The 5,008-nt window shown below is 73.9% G+C and carries 4 protein-coding genes; 1 reads left to right on the forward strand and 3 read right to left on the reverse strand.

The annotated features are described in order from the left end of the window. Positions 1-57: 57 nt before the first annotated feature. A complete protein-coding gene (locus K6I34_RS31400) occupies positions 58-1,002 on the forward strand; it encodes a hydrogen peroxide-inducible genes activator (RefSeq protein ID WP_229331272.1) in 945 nt (314 codons plus the stop codon). Positions 1,003-1,242: 240 nt separating this feature from the next. Here K6I34_RS31400 and K6I34_RS31405 read toward each other — a convergent pair whose 3' ends face one another. The 3 genes from K6I34_RS31405 to K6I34_RS31415 are packed head-to-tail and all read right to left on the reverse strand — an operon-like array spanning position 1,243 to position 4,879. Beyond that, positions 1,243-3,675: an ABC transporter permease gene (locus K6I34_RS31405; RefSeq protein ID WP_229331266.1), complete on the reverse strand. Its 2,433-nt coding sequence runs from the start codon at positions 3,673-3,675 to the stop codon at positions 1,243-1,245. After that, on the reverse strand, positions 3,672-4,358 hold the full coding sequence (locus tag K6I34_RS31410; protein WP_229331268.1) for an ABC transporter ATP-binding protein: 687 nt from the start codon (positions 4,356-4,358) through the stop codon (positions 3,672-3,674). Before K6I34_RS31410 ends, K6I34_RS31405 begins: the two co-directional genes overlap by 4 nt. Next, complete coding sequence (locus tag K6I34_RS31415) at positions 4,355-4,879, reverse strand: PadR family transcriptional regulator (protein ID WP_229331270.1); 525 nt, start codon at positions 4,877-4,879, stop codon at positions 4,355-4,357. Before K6I34_RS31415 ends, K6I34_RS31410 begins: the two co-directional genes overlap by 4 nt. Positions 4,880-5,008 lie beyond the last annotated feature (129 nt).

A 5,008-nucleotide genomic window follows, 5' to 3' on the forward strand; every position in this document is an offset into this window, starting at 1 on the left:
ACCCCCGCCGGTGCCACCGGCACCCCGCCCGAGCCCGCGCGGTCCGCTGCCGCCAAGGTGGCGCCCGCCCGGCCCCGCCAGCCCAGCCTCGCCCAGCTCAGGGCCTTTGTCGCGGTCGCCGAGCACCTGCACTTCCGCGACGCGGCCACCGCCATCGGCATGAGCCAGCCCGCGCTCTCCGGTGCCGTCTCGGCGCTGGAGGAGGTCCTCGATGTGCAGCTCCTCGAGCGTACGACGAGAAAAGTGCTGCTCAGTCCCGCGGGCGAGCGGCTGGCCGTCCGCGCCCGCGCCGTCCTGGACGCGGTCGGGGCGTTGCTGGAGGAGGCCGACGCGGCCCGCGCGCCCTTCACCGGAGTGCTCCGGCTCGGCGTGATCCCGACCGTCGCGCCCTACCTGCTGCCCACGGTGCTGCGCCTGGTCCACGACCTCTATCCGGACCTGGACCTGCAGGTCCACGAGGAGCAGACCTCCTCGCTGCTGGACGGGCTCGCCCAGGGGCGGCTGGACCTGCTGCTGCTCGCCGTGCCGCTCGGCGCGCCCGGCATCGTCGAGCTGCCGCTCTTCGACGAGGACTTCGTCCTCGTCATGCCGAGCGACCACTGGCTCGCCGGGCGCGGCGACATCCCGCGCGCCGCGCTGCGCGAACTCGACCTGCTGCTGCTCGACGAGGGGCACTGCCTGCGTGACCAGGCCCTCGACATCTGCCGGGAGGCCGGGCGCACGACGGGCGTGCCCGTCACCACCAGCGCCGCCGGGCTGTCCACGCTGGTGCAGCTCGTCGGCGGCGGGATGGGGGTGACGCTGCTGCCGCGGACGGCCCTGCGGGTGGAGACGGAGCGGAACGAGCAGCTGGCCACGGGGTTCTTCGCGGAGCCGGCGCCGTCGCGGAAGGTGGCGCTGGCGATGCGGGTCGGCGCTGCGCGCCAGGCTGAGTTCTCCGCTTTCGCGGAGTCCCTGCGGGGGGCTCTGGCGAGTTTGCCGGTGCGGATCGAGCGTCCCTGACGCTGTGACCACCGGGGGCTTCGCCCCCGGGCCCCCTTGCGCCTATTGGGGTGCGGCTTGCGCTGTGCGCGCGGCTGCGGGCCGGTGGCCCGGTACGCCTACCGGGCTGCCGCCCGGCCCGGTAGGCGTCTGCGGGTCGTGGACGGCTGGTCGCGCAGTTCCCCGCGCCCCTTACGGGGCGCGCCCACACGGCGGAGCCGCAAATACAACACAGCCCCGCGCCCCTGACGGGGACGCCCGTCACTCCGTGCGGAGGCCCTCCGCTCGGGTGACGCGGCCCAGGAACGGGAGGGTGATGGCTGTCATCACGAGGATGACGGCCGCACCCGCGCCCACCATGGGAAGGAAGATCAGCCAGTTCCGCACCGGGAGGTCGAAGAGGCGGAGGAGGGACCAGCCCAGGGTGAGGCCGCCGGCGACGGCGAGGGTGAGGCCCGCTGCCATGGGGAGGGCTGTCTGCCAGAGCACCGACCAGCCGAGTGTCGAGCGTCGGGTGCCGACGGCGGCCAGGGCGGACAGGGCTCGGCGCCGTTCCCGCAGTTGCTCCAGCGTGCTGACGAGCATGCTCGCGCCGATGAGCGCCAGGGTGAGCGTGCCGCCGGCCAGCAGACCCCGTTCGAGTGCGGCGTACTGGTTGTCCTTCACCACGCCGCCCATCCGCCACATACGCATCGTCGGGTCGATGCCCGCGGCGGTGTTGCGGACGCGCTCGATCGCGTCGAGGTCGCCTTCGCGGACCTTGACCGCCAGCGAGGTGCGCGCTCCCGGTACGGAACGCATGTCGAACGCCGACGGGGTGGCCAGCACTCCGTGCTGGTGCTCGCCGGACGGGTCCGGCTTGGTGGGGACCACCTTGGCCGAGGCCGGGACGCGCCACGGGAGGGCGCGGCCCTCGCCGGTGGAGGGGCCGTAGCCGACGGCCTTCAGCTCGGTGCCGGGCGGGAAGTCCCGCGCCGTGTCCACGTCGCCGTCCGGTTCCTGGGCGACGAAGACGTCGCCGTCCTGGCAGGAGTCCAGCCGGGCCAGTTCGCGCAGCGTCGCGCAGTCGGCGACCTTGACGGTGGTGACCAGGACGGGGCCCCGCGAGCCGACCTTGTCGGCGTAGGTGTCGACGGTGGCCACGGCGCCTACGACGCCCTCGGTCGCCCGCAGCCGCTCGGTCCAGCCGCGTACCTCGGCGGCCGTGCCCGCGCGGGCCATGCCCGACATCTGCGAGTGCGTCGCGGGGGTCCTGCCCGGTTCCTTCACGAAGTCGTTCTCCGTTCCGGTGAAGAGCATCTGCACCGCGATCGCCCCGGCCACGGCCACCGTGATGCCGCTGACGGCGCGGGCCGCGGGGCCGCTGTTCGCCTGGAGGCGGCGTACGGCCAACTGCCATGACAGCGGCCCGCCGCGCAGCCGGGCCACGACCGCCTCGACCAGCCAGGGCAGCAGGGCGGTGACGCCGAGCAGTACCAGTACGGCGCCCGTGGCGATCTGGGCCGTGTTCATGGCCGTACTGTTCAGGACCGGGACGGTGCGGCTGAAGGCCGGTGCCAGCAGCGCGAGGCCCGCGGCGGGCAGCAGCAGCCGCCACCACAGGCGGCGGCGCGGTGCCGTCGTGTTCCGCGCGACGCCCAGGGGCTCGATGGTCACGGCGCGCAGCGCGAACAGCGTGGAGCCGACCGCCACCGCGGCCACGGCGACGACGACGAGTGCCGTGAACAGGGGCGTCGGGGCCAGGTCCGACGGCATGAGGCTGATGTCCCGGACACGGATCCCGGTGACCAGCTCGCGTACGGCGAGGAAGAGGCCGCCACCGAGCGCCAGCCCGATCAGCGAGCCGCACAGCGCCTCACCGGCCGCGATGCGCCGTACCGCCTTGATGTCCGCGCCCACCAGCCGCAGGGCCGCGAGCCGCCGGTCGCGCTGTTCGCTGCCGAAGCGCGCGGCGGTCGCGACGAAGACGGCCACCGGTGTCAGCAGGGCGACGCAGGTCAGCACGGCCAGCACCAGGAGCTCCGGGCTGTTCGTGCTCGGGTCGCCCGACTCGCCGCCGCCGAAATGGTCGACGCGCTCCGCGCCGGTCGCCCGGGTGATGCGGTCGCTGCCCGCGTAGTAGAAGAGCTCGTCGGGGCCGAGGAGCCCGGAGTCACCGATGGTGCCCACGGACCGGTAGGCGAAGCGGGCGCGCAGGAGCTCGCCGTCGTCCGACGCCAGCAGCTTCTCCAGCGCGGGGGAGACGACCATCTCGCCGGGGCCGGGGAGCCGGCCTGTGCCCGGCGGCACGGGGGCCTTCGGGCCCTCGGCCCGCAGCAGCGCGCCGCCCACCGGCTTGTCACGGAACGCGGTCTCGACGTTCTGGTGGAGCAGCGTGTCGGCCCGCGGGCCGATGGACTCCGCCACGGGGACCACTCCGCGGCCGGACTCGCGCGCGGCGCGCCGGTCGAGCATCTCCGGCACGGCCGCGGCTGTCAGCAGCAGCACCACGCCGACGCCGACGCCCACCGCCGTCAGCGCGGTGCGCAGCCAGCTCTCGCGGCCGCCCGCGAACGCGAAGCGGGCGCCCGTGGTCAGGTCACGGAGCCAGGCGGAGAGGCCGGTGGGGCCGGTGGGCCGGTCGGCGGGGCCGTGTCCGGCGCGTTCGCGGCCATGCTCATGGTCACGGGCATGGTCATGTTCACGGTTCGTCATGCCACACCTGCCATGTCCCGGGCGACGCCGTCCCGGACGATCACTTCGCGGTCGGAGTACGCGGCGACCCGCGCCTCGTGCGTGACCAGGACGACGGCCGCCCGGGTCTCCCGGGCCGCCTCGGTCAGCAGCTGCATGACGCGCTCGCCGTTGAGGGAGTCGAGGGCGCCGGTCGGCTCGTCGGCGAAGATCACGCGCGGCGTGGTGACCAGCGCGCGGGCCACGGCGACCCGTTGCCCCTGGCCGCCGGAGACCTGGCCGGGCCGCTTGGCGGCCGCGTCGGTGACCTCCAGCCGCTCCAGCCACTCCCGGGCCCGGGCCTCCGCCGGCTTGCGCTTCACGCCGTTGAGCCGCAGCGGCAGGGCCACGTTCTCCAGGCACGTCAGCTCCGGGACGAGCCGGCCGAACTGGAAGACGAAGCCGAACTCGCCGCGCCGCAGCGCGCTGCGCTCGGTGTCCGACAGCTCGTTCAGGACACGGGCGCCGTAGCGGACGGTGCCGGAGTCGGGCCGGACGATGCCCGCGAGGCAGTGCAGCAGCGTCGACTTGCCCGAGCCCGACGGGCCCATGACGGCCACGACCTCGCCCGGGTGGACGGAGAACTCCGCCCCGACGAGCGCGGGCGTCGGCCCGTACGCCTTGTACAGGCCGGTGGCGGCCAGCAGCGATCCGGACGGGGTCATGAGCGGACCGCCTTGGCCAGCTGCTCCAGGCGGGCGGCGGTGATTTCCAGCCAGCGCAGATCGGCCTCCAGATGGAACAGCGCGTGGTCGCAGATCAGCTGGTCGGCGAGATCGCCCCCGGCCTTGCGCCGGGTGAGCTCGCGCATCAGGCGCAGATGCTCGGCGCGCTGCGCGTCCAGCAGGCCGGCCGCGTTCCGCTCGGTCAGCAGGGCGACGACGACCTTCGTGTAGAGCGTCGACTGGAGGTACGGCTCGGGCTTCTCCGGCTGCAGCAGCCACTGCTCGACGTCGGTGACACCGGCCTCCGTGATGGCGTACCGCTTGCGATCGGGCCCGCTGCCCTGCTCGATGCCGTCGACTTCGACCAGGCCGTTCTTCAGCAGGCGCGACATCGTCGAATAGACCTGCCCGTAGGCGAGGGGACGATCGTGGCCGAAGCGGTCGTCGAAGGCGCGCTTCAGGTCGTAGCCGTGACTGGGGCCGGCTTCGAGGAGGGCGAGGAGTGTGTGACCGATTGACATGGGCGGGACTCTACACGGCATGTATACCTACGGTGTATACCCGTCGAGGGGAGCTGGTCTGTTCCTTTCGATCACCGCCCGGGGGCTGCCGCCCCCGGACCCCCGCTGTCGTGGTGCGGCCCGGTGGTC

The sequence above is a fragment of the Streptomyces sp. UNOC14_S4 genome (assembly GCF_020740835.1).
In the GTDB taxonomy this organism is placed as follows: Bacteria; Actinomycetota; Actinomycetes; order Streptomycetales; family Streptomycetaceae; genus Streptomyces.

Coding starts and splice junctions, on each gene's coding strand:
- K6I34_RS31410 (WP_229331268.1), bottom strand. CDS start 4,358: ATGACCCCGTCCGGATCGCTGCTGGCCGCCACCGGCCTGTACAAGGCG.
- K6I34_RS31405 (WP_229331266.1), bottom strand. CDS start 3,675: ATGACGAACCGTGAACATGACCATGCCCGTGACCATGAGCATGGCCGC.
- K6I34_RS31415 (WP_229331270.1), bottom strand. CDS start 4,879: ATGTCAATCGGTCACACACTCCTCGCCCTCCTCGAAGCCGGCCCCAGT.